This window comes from Lysinibacillus sp. NPDC097214, from assembly GCF_050277945.1.
GTDB lineage: Bacteria > Bacillota > Bacilli > Bacillales_A > Planococcaceae > Lysinibacillus > Lysinibacillus xylanilyticus_B.
Genome location: NZ_JBNNSS010000002.1, coordinates 424,784 through 446,380, shown reverse-complemented (window position 1 = coordinate 446,380; position 21,597 = coordinate 424,784). Strand labels below are relative to the sequence as shown.

19 protein-coding genes and 1 other RNA gene are annotated in these 21,597 nt (G+C 37.2%); 16 read left to right on the top strand and 4 right to left on the bottom strand.

The window, feature by feature from the left end; all coding sequences use genetic code 11:
• Positions 1–258: 258 nt before the first annotated feature.
• From ACQKMI_RS05980 to ACQKMI_RS05970, 3 genes are all read left to right on the top strand, one after another.
• On the top strand, positions 259–453 hold the full coding sequence (locus ACQKMI_RS05980) for an endonuclease (RefSeq protein WP_079560000.1): 195 nt from the start codon (positions 259–261) through the stop codon (positions 451–453).
• 646 nt (positions 454–1,099) lie between these two features.
• Complete coding sequence (locus tag ACQKMI_RS05975) at positions 1,100–1,483, top strand: YppE family protein (protein ID WP_419150380.1); 384 nt, start codon at positions 1,100–1,102, stop codon at positions 1,481–1,483.
• Entirely contained in the window at positions 1,458–3,722 is a 2,265-nt protein-coding gene (locus tag ACQKMI_RS05970; RefSeq protein WP_427487735.1) for a DEAD/DEAH box helicase, read from the top strand. Before ACQKMI_RS05975 ends, ACQKMI_RS05970 begins: the two co-directional genes overlap by 26 nt.
• Before the next feature lie 35 nt (positions 3,723–3,757).
• On the opposite strand, the gene ACQKMI_RS05965 is transcribed toward ACQKMI_RS05970, so the two are convergent.
• The 4 genes from ACQKMI_RS05965 to ACQKMI_RS05950 form a co-directional block, all read right to left on the bottom strand.
• Positions 3,758–4,087, bottom strand: coding sequence for a hypothetical protein (locus ACQKMI_RS05965; RefSeq protein ID WP_427487734.1), 330 nt, complete (start codon positions 4,085–4,087; stop codon positions 3,758–3,760).
• Between the two features lie 210 nt (positions 4,088–4,297).
• Complete coding sequence (locus ACQKMI_RS05960) at positions 4,298–4,498, bottom strand: hypothetical protein (protein ID WP_427487733.1); 201 nt, start codon at positions 4,496–4,498, stop codon at positions 4,298–4,300.
• Between the two features lie 91 nt (positions 4,499–4,589).
• Positions 4,590–5,180, bottom strand: coding sequence for a copper amine oxidase N-terminal domain-containing protein (locus ACQKMI_RS05955; RefSeq protein ID WP_427487732.1), 591 nt, complete (start codon positions 5,178–5,180; stop codon positions 4,590–4,592).
• Between the two features lie 243 nt (positions 5,181–5,423).
• Complete coding sequence (locus ACQKMI_RS05950) at positions 5,424–6,017, bottom strand: hypothetical protein (RefSeq protein WP_427487731.1); 594 nt, start codon at positions 6,015–6,017, stop codon at positions 5,424–5,426.
• Between the two features lie 406 nt (positions 6,018–6,423).
• Between ACQKMI_RS05950 and ACQKMI_RS05945 the strand changes: the two genes are divergently transcribed.
• The 13 genes from ACQKMI_RS05945 (at position 6,424) to ACQKMI_RS05885 (ending at position 21,588) form a co-directional block, all read left to right on the top strand.
• The gene (locus ACQKMI_RS05945) at positions 6,424–7,680 is read left to right on the top strand and encodes a ribonuclease H-like domain-containing protein (protein ID WP_427487730.1); all 1,257 of its coding nucleotides are present in this window, start codon (positions 6,424–6,426) and stop codon (positions 7,678–7,680) included.
• Between the two features lie 117 nt (positions 7,681–7,797).
• Positions 7,798–8,091 (top strand): cell division regulator GpsB, encoded by a 294-nt coding sequence (gene gpsB, locus ACQKMI_RS05940; RefSeq protein ID WP_323646594.1) that lies wholly within the window; start codon positions 7,798–7,800, stop codon positions 8,089–8,091.
• A gap of 60 nt (positions 8,092–8,151) precedes the next feature.
• An RNA gene (rnpB, locus tag ACQKMI_RS05935) (RNase P RNA component class B) lies at positions 8,152–8,532 on the top strand.
• A gap of 465 nt (positions 8,533–8,997) precedes the next feature.
• A complete protein-coding gene (locus tag ACQKMI_RS05930; RefSeq protein ID WP_427487729.1) occupies positions 8,998–10,737 on the top strand; it encodes a putative bifunctional diguanylate cyclase/phosphodiesterase in 1,740 nt (579 codons plus the stop codon).
• Between the two features lie 3 nt (positions 10,738–10,740).
• Positions 10,741–11,877: a THUMP domain-containing class I SAM-dependent RNA methyltransferase gene (locus ACQKMI_RS05925; RefSeq protein WP_427487728.1), complete on the top strand. Its 1,137-nt coding sequence runs from the start codon at positions 10,741–10,743 to the stop codon at positions 11,875–11,877.
• An 85-nt stretch (positions 11,878–11,962) separates the two neighbouring features.
• A complete protein-coding gene (locus ACQKMI_RS05920) occupies positions 11,963–13,870 on the top strand; it encodes an ATP-dependent DNA helicase (RefSeq protein ID WP_427487727.1) in 1,908 nt (635 codons plus the stop codon).
• Between the two features lie 476 nt (positions 13,871–14,346).
• Entirely contained in the window at positions 14,347–15,789 is a 1,443-nt protein-coding gene (locus ACQKMI_RS05915) for a histidine kinase N-terminal domain-containing protein (protein WP_427487726.1), read from the top strand.
• Entirely contained in the window at positions 15,782–16,360 is a 579-nt protein-coding gene (locus ACQKMI_RS05910) for an ANTAR domain-containing response regulator (RefSeq protein ID WP_427414190.1), read from the top strand. The genes ACQKMI_RS05915 and ACQKMI_RS05910 overlap by 8 nt, the downstream gene beginning before the upstream one ends.
• Before the next feature lie 297 nt (positions 16,361–16,657).
• On the top strand, positions 16,658–17,920 hold the full coding sequence (gene eutH / locus ACQKMI_RS05905; RefSeq protein WP_427487725.1) for an ethanolamine utilization protein EutH: 1,263 nt from the start codon (positions 16,658–16,660) through the stop codon (positions 17,918–17,920).
• Complete coding sequence (gene eutS, locus ACQKMI_RS05900) at positions 17,917–18,258, top strand: ethanolamine utilization microcompartment protein EutS (RefSeq protein ID WP_024363381.1); 342 nt, start codon at positions 17,917–17,919, stop codon at positions 18,256–18,258. Before eutH ends, eutS begins: the two co-directional genes overlap by 4 nt.
• A 10-nt stretch (positions 18,259–18,268) precedes the next feature.
• Positions 18,269–18,766, top strand: coding sequence for a EutP/PduV family microcompartment system protein (locus tag ACQKMI_RS05895; protein ID WP_427487724.1), 498 nt, complete (start codon positions 18,269–18,271; stop codon positions 18,764–18,766).
• Positions 18,767–18,787: 21 nt separating this feature from the next.
• Positions 18,788–20,212, top strand: a complete 1,425-nt coding sequence (locus ACQKMI_RS05890; RefSeq protein WP_427487723.1) for an ethanolamine ammonia-lyase reactivating factor EutA — start codon at positions 18,788–18,790, stop codon at positions 20,210–20,212.
• A 5-nt stretch (positions 20,213–20,217) separates the two neighbouring features.
• Entirely contained in the window at positions 20,218–21,588 is a 1,371-nt protein-coding gene (locus tag ACQKMI_RS05885) for an ethanolamine ammonia-lyase subunit EutB (protein WP_427487722.1), read from the top strand.
• The last annotated feature ends 9 nt before the right edge of the window (positions 21,589–21,597 follow it).

The window sequence follows — 21,597 nt, the reverse complement described above, 5'->3', positions numbered from 1 at the left end:
CATGTAATATAGCTAGCTCTTTCACGCGAATCGTCAAAATAACTGATGAAATTTTCAAGTGGATTTTTAGAAAAAACGGTACTCCACGTTAACTTCTCTACATGATTCCGCGTTTCAAGAAGAAAATTTAATAGACTAGTTCGATTTGATTTTATCGAAATACTTCTTCTTTCAGCTAACTTACGCTTATTTTGTCACGCATGAAGGTAATTTTATACATGCGAGGAATACATAAATTAAAGCAAAGGAGGCGTTTTTATGAACAAGTTAAAACAATTAGTTGCGCAGTTGGATCTGGTCAATCAATTACTGTTAACAAGAGTGTCTTTGGAAAACAATGCACAGAGTATGCATTTTTTTGAGCAGCTCAAATCTGTTAGCCAGAAAGTAAGCTTAGCAGAAAAGAACTGGCAAGTAAAGAATGCTTGTTCGCCTATTAGTAGTGAAAAATGATAGACTTTGGTACACTTATCTCATATACAAGATAAATAACTCAATATGAGCATTTTTCATACATTATTTGCCACCATGATTGATGTATTTTAAGCTTTAGTACTAATAGATAGAGATGTTATTACATTGAAGGATATGTCATTTACGGAAATAGGGGACTCTTTGGTCAAAGGTACGAACAAGCTAGTAGTGGGACGAAGGCTAAAAGCATCATGTTTTGTGATAAAGACTTCGGGTCTAGCATTACGTATTCGCACTTTCGGAACGAAGTGATGAGCCATAAATAAGGGCTTCTATCCATCATTGGGGAGAAATTACCCATATAGCATAAATAATTTTGTAGACGAATTTTTAAATAGCAGGTTCGGAATTAGCTTATAATGAGATTATGCGTTTACATTAAGATTAATCTGTATTTTAAGTAGTACCAACCTAATATAAGAATATTTTAACGCTCATCACCAAAGGTTTAGGGGAGACATTTTTTTAAACGTATGCCGTGTTATAGGGATTGGAGCACCGATAGAGGAACAAAGTGTGATTAATGCCTAAACGGCTTATCAGATGTCCTAGGAATGTGCCCAATCGGAACGGAAATCAATCCATTCTGGTGATGAGCCTTAATTAATAAGAAGAGGTGCGAAATTTGTTATTACTACAGCAAACTTCCAAATTAATAGATGAATGTGAAAAATGTGTTTCACGCTTTTGGCAAATGCGTGAGGAGAATCGTACGCCCGACTTTTTTGAAGAGGTTAAGCCACACGCAGATATTATTCACCAACTTTTAAAGGAATGGCAACAAGAGGCGAATATGTGGATTCAAAAAAACCGACCAAAATATATGCATACACAACAAATTGCTTCAGCGGTAGAATCGATGGAGCAATTTGTTGTGCAATCCTTTTATAAAGAAACAAGTAAAAAGCGTTTTTTAGATGCGACTCATTCAACCTCTTATACGTTGGAAATTTTAGAACGGGTAGTGAAGGAGACACAAACAGATGTTATCGAAAAAAAGGACCATTAGTGAACTGTTAAATGAGTGGAGATATGATGAAGAACTGAAGGAACGCATTTTACACTGGCAAACGCTTGAAGGGCGTGAGGCTAAGTATGCACCTTTCCCTGCAAACTTACATCCTTCACTTGTAAAGGCTCTTCGAACAAGAGGTATAGAACAACTGTATACTCATCAACGTCAGGCATTTGATTACGCAATGGAGGGTGTTTCATTTACTGCCGTGACACCAACAGCGTCTGGAAAATCATATTGCTACCATTTACCGGTACTTCAAAAAATAGTAGAAGATAAAAATTCACGCGCTATTTATTTATTTCCAACGAAAGCTTTAGCGCAGGATCAAAAAAATGATTTAAATGAATTAATCGAACAAAGCGGTGAAGAAATTTTAAGTTATACGTACGATGGGGATACTGCGCCTGGCATTCGCCAAAAGGTACGTAAGGCAGGGCATATTGTGATGACAAATCCGGATATGCTTCATTCGGGGATTTTGCCACACCATACGAAATGGGTTTCACTATTTGAAAATTTGCAGTATATCGTCATTGATGAGTTACATACATATAAAGGTGTGTTTGGCTCACATGTTGCGCATGTTATTCGAAGGTTGAAGCGAATTTGTGAGTTTTATGGTAGTAAGCCGATTTTCATTTGTACATCAGCAACCATTAAAAACCCCAAAGAGCTAGCGGAATCTTTAACGAATGAAAGTCATGCCTTAATTAGTGATTCTGGAGCGCCTGTTGGGAAAAAGACATTTCTTTTTTATAACCCACCTATCGTCCATAAAACATTTGGCGTACGTCGAAGCGCTGTTCTAGAGGTGAGTGACCTCGCGAAACGATTATATACAGCAGGTATTCAAACCATTATTTTTGCCAAAAGTCGTGTGCGAGTAGAAATGATTGTGACGTATTTAAAGGAGCTTACACGCAATAAGCTTTTAGATGAATCGGTGCGAGGTTATCGTGGTGGTTATTTACCCTCTGAGCGACGTGTTATTGAACGAGGGCTTCGTGACGGTACTATTCAAACAGTAGTGAGCACAAATGCGTTAGAATTAGGCGTCGATATTGGCCAATTACAAGCATGTATCATGACAGGGTATCCGGGAAATATCGCAAGTGCTTGGCAGCAAGCAGGTCGTGCTGGCCGTCGACAGGACGAGGCGCTAATTATTTATGTAGCACAATCAGCAGCACTTGACCAATATGTAGTAAACCATCCACTCTTTTTACTAGGTAGTGCACCTGAGGAAGCGCGTATTTATCCTGAAAATATGTTAATTTTAATGGATCATTTGAAGTGTGCAGCGTTTGAGCTACCATTTACCAAGCATGATACGTATGGTGAATATGAGATTCAGGAGTTACTGGAATATTTAGCGGAGGAAGGCGTTGTTTTTAAAACGAGTGATAAGTGGCATTGGATGAGTGACCGTTTTCCAGCACATGATATTAGTCTTCGTTCTGCTTCGCAAGAAAATGTTGTGATCATTGATATGACTGTCCCTGCACAAACAAAGGTTATTGGTGAAATGGATCGTCATAGTGCGATGACATTGCTACATGAAGAGGCTATTTATTTGCATCAGGGCATTCAATTTCAAGTAGAAAAACTTGATTGGGAGGAAAAGAAAGCGTATGTACGAGAAGTAGATGTCGATTACTATACTGACGCTAATCTAGCGGTCGAGATGAAGGTACTAGAAGAAGATCGGAGCCGAGATTATAAAGGCGGTATTATTGGCTTCGGTGATGTTGGGTTAGTCGCACAAGCAACGATATTCAAAAAAATACGCTTCGGTACACACGATAATATCGGTTCTGGCCCTATTCATTTACCACCAGATGAAATGCATACAAATTCATCGTGGCTATCATTCTCTGCGGTAGAAAAATGGTCGGAGGCAGAGCTTACGGACGCCATGACTGGAGCTGCCTATGCGATGAATGCGTTCATACCTTTGTTTATTCAATGTGATAGTAGCGATGTAGCAGTTGTCCCACAGGTAAAGGCAACTCATAATGAGCAACCGACATTTTTTGTTTATGATAAGTATCCTGGTGGTATTGGATTAAGTGAAAAGGTATATGATTTATGGGAAGATTTATTGACTAAGACATTGGAGCATGTAGCAGGCTGTGCTTGTGAATCCGGTTGCCCATCATGTATTGGGGCTCAGGATAGCTTGGAACAAGCGAAGAAAAAAGTAATAGAGTTACTTCGAATTTTAAATTAGAGATAAAAAGAGGGCATGAGAGGAAAAGTCTAGCGCTATTCCTTCATGCCCTCTTCTTTGATTAATTTATAAATCATCTTACGTTTAATCCCTGTAATTTCTTCTAGTTGACGTCCAGAAGCGTTAGGGTATTTTTTCAAAGTTGTGCGGAGTAACTTAAGCCTTTTTGTTCTCAACTCGTTACTACCTTTTGCTAGAGCTAAATTTTTAAATTTCCCGAATCGTCTCTGATCTGATTCAAGAGTAGAAACATTTGAATGCATAATCTCGGAAAGTAGATGTAATGTAGTACCAGGATGTTCATTCAGGTATTTTTGACAGGCATCATAACGTGCTCTTGATTTTTCTAATAATCTTTCTTCCACCATCTCCTGAGTAGATTGGATAGAAACAGCTTCAGAAGATGAAGTGCTACGTTTTGCAAAGCAAGCTCTAAAAACGAATGTAGAAGAATTAATTAGTGAATATCTAAATAAATGAAAACCAGGTACTTAAATGAGTACCTGGTTCAGTTTGTAGACAATTTTAAATTTTTTTGAGTTTGTCTACAAAATAAAATTGATCAACTTTTATATTCAGTTATACCAAATTGATAATCTCATAATATCATCTGATATAACTAATAAAAACACTAAGACACTAGTGACGATTGCATATTTTTTTGCTTTTGTATCAACATTATTGAAGGTAACAATAATTGTCTGAAAGCCCCAAAAAACAACTAATGACCATAAGACTGGTTCAATGATTAGACCAAATAAAGCTTCTATTGCCATTAAAATAACCTTCTTTCGTTAGTTAAGGTAATTACAATGAAGAATCAACCCAGTAAGTGTCATTGCGTACTTCCCTTGCAATTCAAACTAATTACTTTGTTGTAATAAATACAGCGTCATCAAACGTAATATCTGCGCCTAGTGCTTCGCTTACAAAACGTAAAGGCACCATAGTTGTTCCTTTATAAATTTCAGCTGCATGATTTAAATTAATTGTAGTTGTAACGCCGTTTGAATTTACGTAAGCTTTTTTATTTCCAACGCCAATGTCAATTTTTTTATTACCTTTGTATGCAGTCACTTTTTTTGTTGCATTATCATAAGAAACAGTTGCACCAAGTGATACAAAAATAGCTTTCATAGGAACTAAAGTTGTTCCGTTTTTAATATAAGCACTTGGGTTGTAATTTTGCTTAACATTATTGATATATACATCTACAGTTGTAAGCACTGGTTCTGGTGTACTTTGATATGTTGGTTTTTTGTGACTTGTATTGGTAGAAGGTGCTGCCTCGTTGCTTTTATTATGATAATGATAACCTGAGCAAAGACCTTTGTCTTGAGACTTTTTAGAACAGTTATGACCACCGTTACTATCAAGACGGCCTGGGTGTGCATCGGCTGTTAAGGATGTCGCCATAAACAAAGACAACATTGTAATAAATAAAACTAATTTCTTCATGAATATCCTCCTATTAATAAAATATGGAATTATTATACTACTAAATGGATTATATTAACATGATTTTATTGGTTTTCGTGTAGAATAGATCGTTTAAGTAATGATATTTAATCAAAGTTATCGTTCTCGTATTTGAAAAAAGAAAATAGATAACAATAATAGTTATCTATTAATCTTAAAAGCTCAGGTACTCAATTAATTTTAAGCATAGGCTTTAATCTTTTATTTTATTGGGGGATTTACCTAGTCGATAGAATATTTTTGGAGAACATCATCTTTAAACTTCTTAGCCTCTGATGATTTTTTTTCTCCAATATCTAAAGGATCTTTATTATCTAAGTTAAATTTACCTAAATTATTATTAATTATTCCGTACTGTCCCATTGAGTTTTGTTGTAAAAACATAATGTAAGAACTTTTTTCCTTGAGCTCCTTATAATGATTTGTGACTAACTTTCTATTCCCTGTACTTCGCTCTACAATTCCAACGGGTTCAATAATACTGAAAGAATTATTTTTAGGAAGAATAAAGTTGTCCGGTGTTTTAATAACTTTATCAACTTGGACTTCTGTTAAAGTATAGAAGTCTTCAATCGTACCGTCATCAAAAAATGTTACCATGTGTTCACGGTCCATAAAATCTTTAGATGGAGATGCGATAATAATGAGATCTGCAGCAGCATCCAATTTTTCAGGAGTGTCAAATGTAATTTCATTTGCGTCTACTTGAACCACTGGAAGCGGCTTTTCTTTATTCATTATTAAAAACAAACATAAAATGATTACGATTGTAACAACTGTTAGTGTGATGACACGTTTCGAAGAAGTGTTCAGCATACTAAAACCCCCTTAATTTCTCCATTTCTTCATTAATTCTTTCTTTTCCTATGATGTGGATGCAATTATGCCGAGGAATAATTGATCTAGAAGTGTCCAATTTCGTGAACAGCATTAGTGGCAATTTCACAATATTCCAATTTATAATTATTTATTGTATTATAATACATCCTAACTGTACCGTATAATCAATCATCATCCACTGAGGCTTCATACATATAGCCATTTAAATTTATCCGCGGAAAGCTGCTCTGAAACGAATGAAAAGTGGCAAGAACACTCGACTAGCTTTTCTACTTTTACCTTCTCTTTGTGCAGAAGCTGAAAGATGCGTTATGATTACAGTAAGTGAAGAAAAAATATTATAAGTTTTAGCAATTTAATATGCAGAAAATGAGTGAAGGTAATGTCTTACGAAAATAAAATTTTGCAAATGAAAAAAATGCTCGGTAAAAAAACGACAACAACTATAAAAAAAGAGGATAAACCTGCTTTTCAAAAACCTGTGCCCCCAATCTATACAGAGCAGTGGGAAAATGCGGGACTGACAGTTGTAAAAAATGAATTCGGTATTGTTTTTAAACGGCAGGTGCGTTATCCATTTAGTTATCAGCATGGTCATTATAAATTGCAGTCATTTTTTGATGCATTAGTAAAATGGCAAGAGGCAAAGTTCGAACATCCATATGCGTTAGAAATGAATGAAAAAGTATTGTTTTTTGATACGGAAACGACTGGCTTAAAAGGTGTAGGTACACAAATTTTTCTTTTAGGCTTTTTAGAATTGTCAGAGGAAGATGAAAGCTTTATTTTAACTCAATATATTTTAGCGGATCCTGCTCATGAAGCAGCGTTACTTTTTGAATCAAAGCTCTGGGAAAAAACAGCGACAGTTATTACTTACAATGGAAAAAGCTTTGACTGGCCGCAACTTGAAACACGTTGGACGCTCAACCAAAAAGAATTACCTAAGCTTCGTACACAGCGACAAATCGATTTGTTGCATAGTTCAAAGCGTTTATGGAAAAATGATATGGAACGAATGAAATTAACATCTGTTGAAGAAGAGAAGCTTGGCTTTTCCCGTACTGGAGATATACCTGGATATCTTGCACCTATTATATATTTAGATGCCATCAAAAGCGGTGTTCCAGATGCACTGATGAAAGTCCTTCTTCATAATGAATGGGATTTACTTTCACTAATTACGCTTTATGTTCATTCTACAAATTTGCTATTTGAAGAGACGAGTGAAGAATCGGCAAAAACATTTACGAATATTGGTAAATGGTATGCCGATTTAAAAGAGAGTTCGCAGAGCGTAAAGGTTTTAGAAAAGGTTACGACCCAATTTGATGCACTTGAAGCAGGAAACGCACAATATTATTTGGCGATACAGCTTAAAAGAAATAAAAAGTTTAGTGAAGCGATCGATGCATTTGTAGCTTCTCTACATTTCGTAGATCAACGAAAACAGTTGCATGTATTAGAACAGCTCGCGATGATATATGAGCATCAAATGAAAGATTATGATCAGGCCCTTTATTATACGCAAGAGGGTATAAAATTAATTAAGAAGAATGAGCAATGGAGAGTAGAACAAAAACAAAAATGGGAAATTCCTTGGGAAAAGAGGTTACTCAGGTTAGGAAATAAGAAATAATTTCCCAGGTAAGCGCAAGAAACGACAAGTTTAGCCTTACATTTGATGTTTTCAGACGATATAATGTGATGAAGTGTGATATAATGAAACGACGTAGTGTGAGGAAGGGCGATGTGAATGGATATTAAATTAACGTCAAAAATGATCCTTGAAAAGGAATTTAAGAAAAACTTTAAAGGCTACAATGTAGAAGAAGTCGATTCATTTCTTGATGAGATAATACAAGACTATGAAACGTTCGAAAAAGTGGTGGCCCAACTTCGTGAAGAAAATAAACAGTTAAAAGAAGAAATTGATAATACTCCTAAGAGACAACCTGTCGCATCGACAGCTGGTACGACAAACTTTGATATTTTAAAACGTCTTTCTAATTTAGAGAAACACGTCTTTGGTAGTAAGTTGTACGAATAAATTTTCGTTAATTATGTTGTATTTATCATAAAACTCTAGTATAATCTTTTTATCATCATGAAATTCTGGTAATCGCTGCGGCGCTAGACGTCGTAGAGGAAAGTCCATGCTCGCACGGTTCTGAGATGACCGTAGTGTTCGTGCTTACTGAAAAAATAAGGTAAGGCAGCTGTAAAAGCTGACGGCGGAAGGAAAACCTAAGTCTTAAGGATATGGTTGAAACTTCCTGAAAGTGCCACAGTGACGTAGCTTGCTTGGAAACATGCAAGGTGGAACGAGGTAAACCCCACGAGTGAGAAACCCAAATTATGGTAGGGGCACTCTCTAAAAGGAATTGAACGGATAGAGGGACAGAGTTCGCTCTGTAGATAGATGATTACTACCCGGCCGTACGAGGCGATAGCTGTTTGAGTACTCGGGAACAAAACATGGCTTATGGAATTTTTTGATGCTTATTTATGAAATGACAAGCGCTCTCCAATTTGGTGGAGAGCTTTTCTTTTGACTATAGTAAGAAAAAGTTACTTGTAAATCATGTCTAGACATGCGCAATATACGTTTGAGAATAAGGCTGTACTCTGTTGGTCATGCCTGTACGAGGGCCGACACGATGTCGGTCATTTCGTTATTGCCACAGGACGAGGCGTTCTTAGACTGAGTTCCTATATTTCATAGGGTGTTTGGACACACGCTGAAAAGTAGCTTAAATCAGCATTCATCTCACCACCTATAGAGGTGGGAGACTACTGTAGGTGACGCTTCGCTTTCGCCACAGAAAACATATGCTGAAAGAAGTTAAACTGTTATCGCAACGATGTACATATTGTCTACATACGAGTAGACTGGCGCAAAAGCGCTTTTCTAAAAAATCGAGGGTAGTAAAGAGAGATAGGATGGAGCAGAATCATGAGCGGAGTTAACGATAGTCTGGAGAAGCTAAATTTGATTTCCAAGTATCCTACTGCCTTAATGACAAAAATCTTCGAAAATGTATCTGAAGGCATCATGATCACGGATAAAGATAAAAGAATAGAATTGGTCAATCCTGCATTTGAATTTGTAACTGGCTATAAGCGTAATGAAGTGATTGGAAAAACGCCAGCCGTTCTCCAGTCAGGTGTACATGAATTGCAATTTTATTTAGATATGTGGCAAGAGATACGACAAGAAGGCATTTGGCAGGGGGAAATATGGAATCGTCGTAAAACCGGAGACGTATATCCAGAATGGTTATCAATTGTAGGGGTAGCCAACGATGAGGGAGAGATTACAAATTATTGTGGCATTTTCTCAGATTTGTCTGAAAGGAAGTTCGTAGAAAATGAACTAGAAAAGCGTTTGTTAACTGACTCATTAACGGAAGTATCAAATCGATTTGCTTATATTGACAGAATGGATAATCTATTAGAATCAACTTCTGCTATCTCTCATTCAGTACAGCACGCAGTCTATTTTTTAGACTTAGATCGATTTAAGCAAATTAATGATACGTTAGGTCATGCTGTTGGAGATACCATTTTAGTAGAAGTAGCAAAGCGCTTAAAAACATTGTTGAAAAATAAAGATATCATTGCTAGATATGGCGGTGATGAGTTTATTATTACGTTGACAAACGTAAAAAATGCTAAAGAAGCTGCCAATTTTGCTGAACAAATTATAGGGATTATTGAACAGCCTTTGGATATTAATGGTCAAGATATTTTTATTTCTACAAGTATTGGTATCAGTATGTATCCAATAGATGGTGAAACAACAGAGCAATTGATTCATTGTGCTGACAAGGCGATGAGTTATTCAAAAAAGAATGGCCTTAACGACTATGCATTTTATTTTGATGAATTGAAGACGGACTCTCAGCGTGTTTTAATATTAGATTCGGAACTACGGAGAGCCATTGAAAGCCGGGAATTTGAGCTGCACTTCCAACCTAAAATATCTATGGGAAATGGAGAGATACAAGGAGTAGAGGCACTTATTCGATGGAAAAGTGAAAGTCTAGGATTTGTCTCTCCAGCAGAATTTATTCCTTATGCTGAGGAAACAGGATTAATCATACCTTTAAGCGAGGTAATTATAGAAAAAGCTTGTGAAGCAGTTATAGAGATGCGTCAATCTGGCTATAAGACTCCAGTTGCTATAAATATTTCCAGCATTCACTTTAAGCAACAAAACTTTTTAGACTCTGTTCAAGCGATATTAGAGCGTTACAACACACCTGCTAACAATTTTGAAATCGAAGTTACAGAACGAACAGTGATGAATAGCGCAAATGAAACGGTTAGCAAGCTTGAACGGCTCAAGAAAATGGGCTTTAAGATTTCTATTGACGACTTTGGGACAGGCTATTCGTCTCTTAGTTATTTAGTTCGTTTCCCCCTTGATTATTTAAAAATCGATCGAAGCTTTATACAGCATATTGGCTCACTCGAAGAGAAACAGGCAGTAGTGGATGCGATAATTCAAATGTCGCATCGCTTAAAAATGAAAGTTGTTGCTGAAGGTGTAGAACAAGCACAACAAGTGGATATACTACGTAAAATGAACTGTGATATAATCCAAGGCTATTATTACAGTAAACCTTTACCACTCCATGAACTTCTGAAGTTTCTGGAGTATTGGGGAATTGAACATCAAGGAAGGAATTAGTGTATGGCAAATTATAAATTAGTAGCAACTTCTGCAATGGGATTAGAGTCGATTGTAGCACAAGAGGTAAAGGCTCTAGGTTATGAAACAACAGTCGATAACGGTAAAGTGTATTTTGAAGGTGACGAAACGGCCATTGCACGAACAAACTTATGGTTACGTGTAGCAGACCGAGTAAAAATTGTTGTAGGTCAGTTTCCGGCTAAATCTTTTGAACAGTTGTTTGAAAGTGTAAAAGCTCTACCTTGGGAAAAATATTTACCCGTTGATGCAGCTTTCCCAGTATCGGGGAAGTCTGTTAAATCCAAATTATTTAGTGTGCCAGATTGTCAGGCTATTACTAAAAAAGCAATTGTAGAGCGCATGAAACAGCATTATAAGCGTTTAGGATTTTTAGATGAATCCGGTGCAACTTATAAAATTGAAGTTTCAATTTTAAAAGATGTGGCTACACTTACTATTGATACATCAGGTGCGGGCTTGCATAAGCGTGGTTATCGTCAAGCGCAGGGCGAAGCACCATTAAAAGAAACATTAGCAGCGGCACTCGTACAGATTTCAAAGTGGAATCCGAATCGACCGTTCGTTGATCCATTTTGTGGTTCTGGCACAATTGCATTAGAAGCAGCAATGCTTGGACAAAATATTGCACCGGGCTATAATCGTGAATTTATTTCAGAGAATTGGCCATGGATGAAGGCAAAAATTTGGGATGCCGTGCGAGATGAAGCGGATAGCTTAGCGAATTATGATCAGCCATTAGAAATTTTCGGGTCTGATATCGATCATCGCATGGTGAGTATTGCACAAGAAAATGCAATAGAAGCGGGCTTTGGTGATATGATTACGTTCAAGCAAATGCAAGCACGTGATTTTACAACACAGCTAACAGATGGTGTTATGATTGGTAATCCACCATACGGGGAGCGTATTGGTGACATTGAGGTCGTGGAGCAGGTAATTCGTGATTTAGGAAAAGTCATGAAAAATCATCCGACATGGTCTGTGTACATGCTATCTTCAATGAAAAACTTTGAGGAACTGTACGGTCGTCAAACGACGAAGAAACGTAAATTATTCAATGGCTTTATTGAAACGAATTATTACCAGTTCTGGGGACAAAAGTCTAAAAGAGATTAACGAATGATAACGGAAGATAAGATTTTTTCTTATCTTCCGTTTCGTCGCGTATAATAGGACCAGATAGTTAGAGGGGGAACGTCAATTGCGTAAATCTTTACCATTTGTATTAACGAAGGACCGCTCATTTTTTGAGTCATTAGGTGACTGGATGGGGGACGTCCTTTACGATGAATTACCTGAAAAGGGCTTTGAATGCCGTGATGAGCAAATTTTTATGGCTTATCAAATTGAGCAGGCCTTAAAAGAGAAAAACGTACTTTTTGCAGAGGCAGGGGTAGGGACTGGTAAAACGATTGCCTATTTACTACCAGCTGTATCTTATGCACGCTATACTGGTAAACCAGCCCTTATCGCATGTGCTGATGAAACCTTAATTGACCAGCTAGTAAAAGAGGGCGGCGATATTTATAAGCTACAAAAAACGTTAGGTCTTGAAATTGATGTCCGTCTAGCAAAGTCACGAGACCAATATTTATGTTTAAAGCGTTTTGAGGAAGCTGAAAAAGTGGAAACCGATGAATGGATCGATGATATTTCGTTTTCTATACCTGATGGAGTATATGCACAGGGCTCGATGATTGCTATACAACCTTATGGTGAGCGCAGCGATTATCCAACTGTCAGTGATGAAGATTGGCAAAAAGTAAATTACAACTCGATTATGCAATGTTCAGTATGTGACCTACGTAATCGATGTGGTCAAACATTACATCGTGCACATTATCGTAAATCTGCGGATCTCATTATTTGTTCACAAGATTTTTTGATGGAACATTTAGCTACAAAGGAGTCACGTGAACGTGAAGGGCAATTAGCTTTATTGCCAGAAGTATCAATGATGGTGCTAGACGAAGGTCATTTATTAGAATATGCTGCACAAAAAGCAATGACATATAAAGTACAGGCGACAACAATTGTTCAATTGTTAGAGCGTTTAATGGTAGATGGTGTGCGAGAACGTACATTATATGCGATGGAAAAATTACAAGATGATCATGAGCTATTTTTTGACCAGCTACGAGATGATCTAGTCGCTTCTGAAGAAGAGCGGAAACGTATTAATAAATCGCCAGATCTATTGAAATATGGGAAACAACTTATTCATGATGTGGAAACATTACTTGAGGAATTTGTTTTTGAATCTGAAATGTATATGATTCCGGAGTATGAATTAAATATGGCAGAGGAGTATTTAGAACAATACGAGGCTTCTTTACGTATTTTTACAGCACAGGGAGATGCAGTTGACTGGTTAGAGGAAACTGATGGGGAAGAAACGCTTGTCATTATGCCGCGTCTCATCACAGAAGTTTTAGCAGAAAAATTATTCTCTAAAAAACTTCCAATCATATTTTCTTCAGCAACTTTATCAGTGAATAAAGATTTTTCATATATTGCCTATAGTTTAGGAATTCGTGATTATCAATCGTTTTCTGTTCCATCTCCATTTGATTATGAAGAAGTTATGCGAATTTATTTACATGAGCTATCTCAAAAGGAGAAAACGGCGCGGGTTCAACAGCTATTACGCGACGGTGAAAAAACGTTAATTTTATTTAAATCAAAACAAGCAATGTTAGATTTTAAAGCAGAACTACCACTTATGGAACGAATGTATGTTGCGTTTGAAGGGGACCGTGAACTATCTGGAATTGTTCGTGATTTCCAAGAAGGCACTATGAAAACATTATGCTCCTATCATTTATGGGAAGGTCTAGATTTGCCGGAAGAGGCACTAACACGGGTTATTATTTTTGATTTACCTTTCCCTCCACACGATCCATTATTTGATGCGAAACGTACATTTGCAGAAAATCCATATGAAGAAGTGGAATTACCATTTATGCAACTTCGTTTACAGCAAGGAATGGGACGTTTAATTCGTACTTCAAACGACCGTGGAGATATTCATATTTTAATGAATGAAGAAGAAGCAAAGCAGCGTGAAACATTTGAAAATATTTTAGCTGTAACACCAGAAATAAAGTGAAAAAAAGCGAGTTTGCACTAGATGCATTCTCGCTTTTTTATATATTGAAATAATATTTTTATCGTGGGATAATGATGCGTTTGAAAAAAGTGTTGAATATTTCTCTTTTAGGTTATATAGTTCTTTGTAATGCAACGAAAATTAATAAAATAAATTATTTTTTATATTGAAAATAATTTTGCAAAAGGTTTATAATGATGAAAAGAAATTTTAAGAATAATCAAATTTAACTTGTTTCAGCAAATGTTTTTTGTACCGAAAGCGTAGCAACAGGTACAGAAGTCCAAACACCTGCTGAAACAGAGGAACTCAGTCTAAGTACGCCACGTCCTGTGGCAACGACTGAGTGACCAACATCTTGTTGGCCTAAAGCCTCCGGCGGATGTCACGGAATCGGAAAGGAGTTCTTTGTGCAAGCACAAAGCCGATTCCGGACGCAATTATGCCGAGGCATAATTGATTGTTTTGCTTATTCTATGATAGGGGGTTTGAGCCTGTCGAACATTCAATCGTTGTGTCGAAAATATACGAGCTTATCTACAACAGATATAGACAAGTTAAAAGAAATAGAAGCAACATTATCATACTATGCTGAGTTGACAGATTGTTATATGTTCATAGATTGTATGATGGAAAACTTACCGCATGCAATTGTTGTGGCAGAGGCATTCCCGAAAACAGAAAGAGGCTTATACGAAAAATCTGTAATTGGCAAATTTGTCTTTGAAAGCTTCGAACCGGCAGTATTTGCTGCTTTTAAAAATAAAGAAAAATCGTCAATGACTAGAGCAATCACACAAGAAGGTATAACGGTTGAACAAAATGTAGTCCCTCTTTTTAATGACCAACAACAGATTATGGCAGTATTAATCCAGGAAAAAAAGGTGGATGTGCAAACAACACCTAAAGATGATTTGCAACATATGCCTTTTGCGTTAATTGAGCATATTGTAGAGCCAAATTCTCAACCGATTCCAGTAGTTTCTGATTTACTAGTGGAATCAATTATTCTCACAAATCATGAAAATAAAGTAATCTATAGCAATCCTGCAGGCTACCGATTTATTTCGGAGCTATCAGGGCTGGAACGTTTTGATAACGTTGCATTGGATAAGAGTTTACCTTTTTTACAAGAGGTCTATGATAAAGGCGATGATGTCTTTTTCTTAGAAATTACAATTGATCGCAAATCCTTTATTGTGAAGAAAATTCCTATTCGTGATCAAAACGATAAAGTGACACTCCTCATAATTCATGATCTTACAGAGCTTAAGATGAAAGAAAATGAATTAATGATGAAAACATTCGCTATAAGGGAGATTCACCATAGAGTGAAAAATAATTTACAAACAGTTACAAGTCTATTGCGCTTGCAAATGCGAAATGACTTGTCGGCTTCCAGTGCGGATGCTTTTCAAGAGGCATTAAATCGTATATATAGTATTTCATCTGTTTATGAACTTATTTTAGAAAATGAGGATAACGCTGAAGAGAAAGTAGACGTTATCGCGTTGTCTAAAAAGATTGGCTATAAAATGGTTGGCACATCCAACACATCATCTATTCAATTAACTTTTCATCACGATAATGTACAGTTATTTTGTCATTCTAAAAAAGCTGTTTCGCTCGCATTAATCATTTGTGAGCTACTGCAAAATGCACTGAAATATGCTTTTATTGGTCGTGAAGAGGGAACAATCGATATCCAATTTCAAAAAGATGCTTCTTCTATTTCACTTCATATTTCTGACAACGGCGTTGGAATGCAAGAGGTGAAGGCATCATTTGGAATGGAGATTATTACAAGGCTTGTTGAATATGATTTAGCTGGCACATTTTTAATTATCCCTAGTGAACAAGGTACACATACTCAAATTCAGTTCCCTGTAAGTGAGGAGGTATTTATCCTAAATGACTAGGAAAGTTATGATTGTCGAAGATGAGTCGCTTATTGCAATTGATTTGAAGTTTATGCTAGAGGATAACGGCTACGAAGTTGTAGCACAAGCGAATAATGGAGAATCAGCAATTGAGTTGGCTTTTACACATAAGCCACAGTTAATCTTAATGGACATTAAAATGCCAAAGCTAGATGGTTTAAAGGCAAGTAAAATTATTGAACAGCAGCTCGGTATACCGGTGCTATTTATATCAGCTTATAGTGAAAAAGAATTGCTACTGTACATGAAGCAGGACAATATTTTAGGCTATGTTATGAAACCGTTTTCTGAGAGAAATGTCCTTCCAGCGTTGGAAGTGGCATTTCACCAGATTGATAAGTTCAACCGTCTAAACGGGGAATTGCTGCATAAACAAACAGAATTAGAAAAGCGAAAAATAATCGAACGAGCAAAAGGTTTGCTTATGCAGTCAGAGAACCTAAGTGAGGAAGAAGCTTATAAAAAAATTCGCAGTGAGAGTATGCAGACTCAACAGGAAATGGTGCTTATTGCAAGGCGCATTATCAATACCTTACAAGTAAATAGTTAAAGCAAAGACGCTTTAAAGAGATTCCCTCTTTATTGCGTCTTTTTTTATTTTCACTCAGCTCCCACCTCTAAAGGTGATGAGATGAATGTGGTTGTGGTTCCTTTACAGTGGGTTACCAACACCTGCTGGTTAAATATAAAGCCTCTGATGGATGTCATGGATTTTGAAAGGAATGAATTGTGCCTGCACAATTCAAAATCTAGATGCATTTGTTTACCTATGCGAAAGCGAAGCGACAGCACAATCCAGCCAAGGCGAAATAGATATATAGATAAAAATAAAGGGGTGATGAGTAGGATGGCAATGGTAGGAACGGTTATCGTTTATATTATTATGACTTGTGCAGTTTTAGGGGCAATCGGAGCTATTCGTGATGCTGAATATGGGATCGGGAAAGAGTTTATGAATGGTATTCATACGGTTGGACATATTTTTGTACCTGCTGCAGGGATCATGGCTGCTATACCTTACTTAACGTGGTTTATAAGTCATTTTATTAGTCCGATTTTTGAATTAATTGGTGCTGATCCAGCTATTGCAGCAACGACAATTTTAGCTTCAGATATGGGAGGATACCAATTAGCAAATGCGTTAAAAGAGTCTTATGAAGGATGGGTCATGGCTCTAGTGGTCGGATTTATGTCTGGCGCAACAATTGTGTTCTCTATTCCGATGGGTCTTGCCATGTTAGATAAGCGTGATCATAAATATATGGCTTTAGGTATTATGGCGGGTGTTTTAACAATTCCGATTGGAGCATTTATTTCTTCCATCATGATTGTGACGTTTAATACAAATGTTCGGGAAGTGATTAGTACAACAGCAGAACCAACATATGTTTTTGCCATTTCAGTTTTACAAATATTAATTAATTTATTACCTTTATTTATTTTCGTAGTGTTAATTGCGTTAGGTCTTAAGCTAATTCCAAATGGCATGATCAAAGGCTTCATGATTTTTGGACGTGTGATGGATGCTGCTATCAAGCTTGTGCTAGTGTTCTCGATTGTAGAAATTTTCACAGGTATTTTTACAAAGATCTTTGGTGCATGGGGCTTTGATCCGATCATGGCAGATAAAGTCGATCAATTCCGGGCATTAGAAACGGCTGGGTATATCGGTATTATGCTAGCGGGTGCATTCCCTATGGTGTACTTAATTAGAAAATATGCATCGAAACCTCTTGAAGCAGTAGGTGAAAAATTAGGCTTATCGTCAGTAGGAAGCGCAGGTATTTTAGCGACAATTGCTAATATTTTAGCCATGTTTACACTTGTTCGACACATGCCACCGAAAGATAAGGTCATTAACATTGCCTTTGGAGTTTGTTCAGCATTCCTTCTAGGAGATCATTTATCGTTTACGGCTAACTTCCAACCGACCATTATTTTACCGGTTATTGCAGGTAAGTTTTTAGCGGGTGTTATCGCAATTATATTAGCCTATAAGCTATCTGTTCCGACAGCTCTAAGGCTAGAACAAGAGGATCGCAAGGCAGGCATTATTAAAGAAGGAGAATATCTAACAGATAAAAATCTTGAAAGAGGTGATGACGTGTGAGTGAAGAAAAGAAACGGTTTATTCAGGAGTTTGTGCCAGGTAAGCAACTAACATTGAGTCATCTAATAGCAAATCCTGATCCAGATATGTTTCAAAAGCTAGGCATTCAAGAAGCGGGTGCACTTGGCATCATGACATGTACACCGAGTGAGACAGTTATTATCGCAGGGGATTTAGCAACAAAGGCGGCCAATGTAAAACTAGGATTTTTAGATCGCTTTACTGGCAGTCTCGTTATTGTTGGTAGTGTTTCCGAGGTTGAAATGGCGATGTTAGAAATTAATCGTTTTCTATCAGAGATGCTAGGCTATACGCCATCAAAAATAACTAAGTCATAGGATGTGCCATATGAAAAATCGAGTAATGATCATAGGTGGTGTGCAAGCAGGTAAGTCGACACTGATGAATGCGTTATTGGGGAAAGATAGACAAGCCAATAAAACACAGGCGCTCGTTTATGATGACTGGATTGTTGATACACCTGGAGAATATATAGAAAATCCGATGTATTACAGAAACATTATGGCAACATCGCTTGAAGTGACACATGTGATTTATTTACAGGATGCCACGTCATCAAAGAGTGTTTTTCCTCCGCAATTTAGCTTAGGAATTCCCAAAATACAAATTGGTGTCATTACAAAAATTGATGCACCCCTTGCAGATGTGGAAAGAGCAACAGCTTTATTACAAAATGTCATGATGCGTGGTCCTGTAGTGAAAACCTCTTCGTGGCAAAAGCTTGGTATTGAGTTCATTGCGCCACTTATTCAGCTCAATTCTGACGAAGAAATTCGTCAATTTGTGAAGGATCGTGATAGTCCTTATCTCATGTATTGCCATTAAGTGGCGAGAGGGGAGAGTAAGTTGAAGTCAGAAAAAATTTATAGTGCAGGCATTGATATTGGTACAAGTACAACAAAGATGGTTGTCAGTAGTTTTCTGTTGAAAAACGTTGCAGGTGTAACCCATGTGCCACGAATAGAAATTATTGAAAAAAAGGTTTTGCATCAAAGTCCTATTATAAAAACACCGTTTATTAATAAAGAAATTATCGATATGGAAAAAATCGAGCAATTTATTTTTCAGCAATATCAATTGGCCAAAATTGCACCAGCAGATATTTCAACAGGTGCCATTATCATTACAGGCGAATCAGCAACGAAGGAAAATGCTAGCGAAGTTGTCCATGCGATTGCAGATTCAGCTGGTCACTTTTTAGTTGCTACTGCCGGACCCGATTTGGAAGGTATCATTGCAGCAAAGGGCGCAGGTACCTTACAGCTATCTAAAAATACTGCCAAAATTATGGCGAACATTGATATTGGTGGTGGTACAGCAAACATTGCGGTAATGCAGTTTGGAGAAGTAATTGGTACATGTACATTGCATGTCGGTGGAAGACTTATAGAATTTCAGAATGGCATTGTCCAATCGATTTCACCTCCCATTATGAAACTTATGGAGAAATGGTCAAAGCCATTAAAGGTTGGTGATTCAGCAGAAGATGTACGTGTCACCCAACTAATCCAAGAGATGGTGGATACAGTAGCTAAAACGTTAAGTGGACAATTAACAGACGAACAACATCCATTATTGCTAGGACATTTACCAAATTGGGATAAACCAGTTGAAGCAGTCGTTTTTTCCGGTGGAGTAGCTGCCTGTATTTATGAAAATGAATGTACAATTCGTCAGTATGATGATATCGGCGAAAAATTGGCAAAAAGTCTTTTACAGCATGAACAGCTACAATCCTTTTTATGGCTAAAACCAGAGGAAACAGCTCGGGCAACAGTGACTGGTGCGGGTACGCAAACGACTGAGATTAGTGGTGCAACGATTCAGGTAGATGCGGAAGTATTACCATTAAAAAATGTGCCTGTTTTCGATTGCCATATGGATACGAACAGCAAAGAATTCGACTATGCGGTGAAAACAGCTATTGAACGAGCTGATGCTCTATTTTCTATACAGGAGAATCGCTCGCCGTTTGCACTCTATTTTAGTCAGTTACCATATTTAAGCTTTCAGGATGTCCGAGTATTATGTGAAGCTATTTTGAAGCACTTAGCGACGAGAAGCTCCAAGGAAATACCAATTATCATAGTCATTCAATCAGATTATGCAAAAGTTATTGGGCAAACGATACAGGCAATCAATCGGACAGTCCCCATCATTTGCATCGATCAAATCAAAGTAGAAACAGGTGATTATATTGACATTGGGGAAGTACTACCGTCTGGTGTTGTCCCAGTCGTTGTAAAAACACTTGCTTTCCACTCAAAGTAAGGAGGATGAATGTGAATCTATCGGTGATATTTGGTGGAGAGAAATATAATTTTAATTCATTAAAGGATGTTATGGCCAAGGCTAATGAAGAAAAATCAGGGGATCAGTTAGCTGGAATTGCGGCTGAATCTGTACAGCAACGAATTGCGGCGAAAGCCGTTCTAAGTGAGCTATTAGTGAAGGATATAAGAGAAAATCCATTAGTTCCCTCTGAAAATGATGAAGTATCACGCATTATTGAAGGTGATATCAATGAGCAAATTTATGGAGAAATTAAAAACTGGAGTATCGAACAACTAAGAGAATACATTTTATCCAATGAGACAGGCGATCGGGAATTAAAAAGATTAAGCAAGGGCATGAATTCAGAAATTATTGCGGCCGTTACAAAGCTGATGTCCAACTTAGATCTTGTCCATGCTGCCAATAAAGTGGAGATACTGTCAACTTGTAATATTACGATCGGACAAAAGGGCACACTTTCCTCAAGATTACAGCCGAATCATCCAACAGACAATATTGACGGTATTATTGCTTCATTAAAAGAGGGTTTGTCCTATGGTATTGGTGATGCGGTCATTGGGATTAACCCAGTAGATGATTCAGTTGAAAGTGTGAAAAAAGTATTGCAAGCCACAAAGGAATTTATCAATGAGTGGTCGATTCCTACACAAAACTGTGTATTAGCACATATTACAACACAAATGAAAGCAATTAAACAAGGGGCACCAGCAGATATGATTTTCCAAAGTATTGCTGGAACGGAAATTGCTAATCGCTCGTTTGGTATTTCTGCAGACTTGATAAGAGAAGCAGAGGAGCTTGTGAAAAAGCAAGGAACAGGAACTGGTCCGAACTTATTCTATTTTGAAACTGGCCAAGGTTCGGAGCTATCAGCTGAGGCACATATGGGTATTGACCAGGTAACACTTGAATCACGAAATTACGGCTTTGCTAGACATTTTAATCCGTTTATTGTGAACACGGTTGTTGGTTTTATTGGACCTGAGTATTTATACAATAACAAACAGGTAATACGTGCTGGCCTTGAAGATCATTTCATGGGTAAAATGCACGGTCTCCCAATGGGCGTGGATATTTGTTACACAAACCATATTAAGGCAGACCAAAATGATATTGAAGATTTAAGTGTTTTACTAACAGCAGCTGGTGTCAACTTTATTATCGCTGCAGCTATGGGCGACGATGTCATGCTGAACTATCAGTCAATGAGCTTCCATGATGTCGCAACATTACTTCAAACGTTTGGTAAAAAACCAGCTCCTGAATATCTAGCGTGGTTAGAAAAAATGGGCATTTATGAAAATGGTCGTCTATCTGCGAGAGCTGGCGATTTATCTATATTTGAAAGGTAGGTGAGTCCA

Excerpts from the sequence above, each read along its gene's own strand:
- ACQKMI_RS05980 (WP_079560000.1), top strand. The coding sequence starts at position 259 with ATGAACAAGTTAAAACAATTAGTTGCGCAGTTGGATCTGGTCAATCAA.
- ACQKMI_RS05970 (WP_427487735.1), top strand. The coding sequence starts at position 1,458 with ATGTTATCGAAAAAAAGGACCATTAGTGAACTGTTAAATGAGTGGAGA.
- ACQKMI_RS05960 (WP_427487733.1), bottom strand. The coding sequence starts at position 4,498 with ATGGCAATAGAAGCTTTATTTGGTCTAATCATTGAACCAGTCTTATGG.
- ACQKMI_RS05955 (WP_427487732.1), bottom strand. The coding sequence starts at position 5,180 with ATGAAGAAATTAGTTTTATTTATTACAATGTTGTCTTTGTTTATGGCG.
- ACQKMI_RS05950 (WP_427487731.1), bottom strand. The coding sequence starts at position 6,017 with ATGCTGAACACTTCTTCGAAACGTGTCATCACACTAACAGTTGTTACA.
- ACQKMI_RS05945 (WP_427487730.1), top strand. The coding sequence starts at position 6,424 with ATGTCTTACGAAAATAAAATTTTGCAAATGAAAAAAATGCTCGGTAAA.
- gpsB (WP_323646594.1), top strand. The coding sequence starts at position 7,798 with ATGGATATTAAATTAACGTCAAAAATGATCCTTGAAAAGGAATTTAAG.
- ACQKMI_RS05930 (WP_427487729.1), top strand. The coding sequence starts at position 8,998 with ATGAGCGGAGTTAACGATAGTCTGGAGAAGCTAAATTTGATTTCCAAG.
- ACQKMI_RS05925 (WP_427487728.1), top strand. The coding sequence starts at position 10,741 with ATGGCAAATTATAAATTAGTAGCAACTTCTGCAATGGGATTAGAGTCG.
- ACQKMI_RS05915 (WP_427487726.1), top strand. The coding sequence starts at position 14,347 with ATGATAGGGGGTTTGAGCCTGTCGAACATTCAATCGTTGTGTCGAAAA.
- ACQKMI_RS05910 (WP_427414190.1), top strand. The coding sequence starts at position 15,782 with ATGACTAGGAAAGTTATGATTGTCGAAGATGAGTCGCTTATTGCAATT.
- eutH (WP_427487725.1), top strand. The coding sequence starts at position 16,658 with ATGGCAATGGTAGGAACGGTTATCGTTTATATTATTATGACTTGTGCA.
- ACQKMI_RS05895 (WP_427487724.1), top strand. The coding sequence starts at position 18,269 with ATGAAAAATCGAGTAATGATCATAGGTGGTGTGCAAGCAGGTAAGTCG.
- ACQKMI_RS05885 (WP_427487722.1), top strand. The coding sequence starts at position 20,218 with ATGAATGTGAATCTATCGGTGATATTTGGTGGAGAGAAATATAATTTT.